The sequence below is a fragment of the Mesorhizobium sp. L2C066B000 genome, assembly GCF_000502335.1.
Lineage (GTDB): Bacteria > Pseudomonadota > Alphaproteobacteria > Rhizobiales > Rhizobiaceae > Mesorhizobium.
This window is the reverse complement of record NZ_AYWZ01000053.1, coordinates 1-1747: the sequence shown is the minus strand read 5'-3', so window position 1 is coordinate 1747 and position 1747 is coordinate 1. Positions and strand designations below refer to the sequence as shown.

Genomic DNA, 1747 nt, shown 5'->3' with positions numbered 1-1747 from the left:
ACCGCCCTCGTTCGTGAGGCGTATATAGTCGCCACCAACCAGAACTGTCAACAGTCATCGACGATGTTTTTTCGATTTCTCGTGGAGATATCCGCGGGGCGGAAATTCGTGAGCTGGCTTGGCTGAAATTTGTGAGTGGTGTTCCGCTGCGGTTCACTCTTCCACCAAGCTCCCACCCCTCGGCGGCAGATGCGTACCATCGGCCTGAGGATCGCCTCCTGGCGAGTGTCGATCCCCACGCCAGCCTAAGCAGCGCTTCAGAGCCGGCCTTCCAGCAATTCCGCCGTGATGTTGCTGCCGGCGAAAAAGATACCCAGGACCAGACCCGTTCGGCATCGACTGCGAAAGCAATGCTGACGGCACGTCGCCAGCCGATGATCCGCGGACGAGGCATGATCTCGACCCGCTGTGCCGCACTGTGGAAAAGTCGACACGCTCAGGAAATCGTCGCGGATGCCGACAACGAAATTCCAAGCGATCGCCGGCGACGCACGGGTCGCTATGTCGTCATAGAGCTGGTCGAGTTCAGTTTCCGCCTTGGGGTGAAAGACAATGCGGTGCTCCATAGGCTACTTTGTGCCTATTTGGCTTTCGCCTGCTTCGCGTGATGACGCGCCTCGAGTCGCGAAAAAACTGTCTCGACAGGGATGCCCTTAGCCGGATCCTGCCGGAGCTCGGTCAGGCGCGCCGGAACCTCCTCGCGCAGCCATCTCTGCCGCTCCGCCTCGAAATCCTCGAGCGTACGCAGGCCGGCGCGAACAATCTCACTGCACTGTTGTAGCGGCCTGATTCGAGCTGCTTCCTGAAGCTCTCATAGTGGTCGTTCAGAGCGTAGTCGGGCACGGCACCCTCCTGGAAGATTATGGCGCCGGTCAAAGCCCGGTAACAATGATTGGAAGCGCACGATCACGGTTCGTTTTCCAAGATCTGATGGCGAGAGAATGGTTCGTCGCCTGGTTTTGCAGGGTCCAAAGCGTCCGGTCACGATCGCACCGGCGCGTGGCGGTTGCCGCGCTGACAGAGCCGGGAGCCAACCGGCTTCGCGTGGGCAAGGTGCCGAATACAAAAGGGCCTGCGAGCTGCGGGCTTTGAATTGATTGGGGCCATGATTTGGCTTTTCCGTCCCACGGCGTCGGCTTCGCCTGATTGCGGGCCCCCGATGCAGGTTAAAATCGCCATCGATCACGGTCCGAACGCAAAAAGCCCGCGTGAAGCGGGCTGTTTTTGATGTTGGTTGCGGGGACAGGNTTTCAAGCAGAAGACGGCATACGAGATATTGGCGTGACTGGAGTTCCTTTCCTGAGCACGCCAGAGAATCCGGGCTCCGTCCAGATCGCCGGGAAATTGATGCCCCCATCGCTGAACCGGTCGGAATCCACCAGGCCAGTCACCAGCCTGAAGGGAAGATCCTCGCGATTGACCGGATGCGTCGCGAAGAGCGACCAGCCGTCTCGATCTGTATGGTCCAGAAGCTGTTGAATTTGATAGCGGCTTGACCGGGAGTGGCAAACGGGCTGCCGGCGAGCTGCCCCGGCGTGTGGAAGCTCAAAGGCGCTCGGGGGTGGTTCTCAGTGACCGGGTCTGGAATCTGCCAGTCCCAGGAAAAGGTCCCTTTGTCGACGACGACGTCGCACGGCAGGAGGATCATGAAGCCATAGGTCATCGCATCGATAACGGGCGGGCACTGCTTGAGCGTGCGAATGTCGCGGCCGTGGATCGCCGAATAGGCAGTGGCGGGCATTGCGCG

1 protein-coding gene and 2 pseudogenes are annotated in these 1747 nt (G+C 59.9%); all 3 read right to left on the bottom strand.

The window, feature by feature from the left end; all coding sequences use genetic code 11:
* Positions 1-257: 257 nt before the first annotated feature.
* The gene (locus X733_RS00010; protein ID WP_023820468.1) at positions 258-566 is read right to left on the bottom strand and encodes a type II toxin-antitoxin system RelE/ParE family toxin; all 309 of its coding nucleotides are present in this window, start codon (positions 564-566) and stop codon (positions 258-260) included.
* Between the two features lie 14 nt (positions 567-580).
* A pseudogene (locus X733_RS1000000171580) lies at positions 581-843 on the bottom strand (type II toxin-antitoxin system ParD family antitoxin).
* A gap of 544 nt (positions 844-1387) precedes the next feature.
* Positions 1388-1747: pseudogene (locus tag X733_RS1000000170470) on the bottom strand (hypothetical protein); the annotation flags it as partial.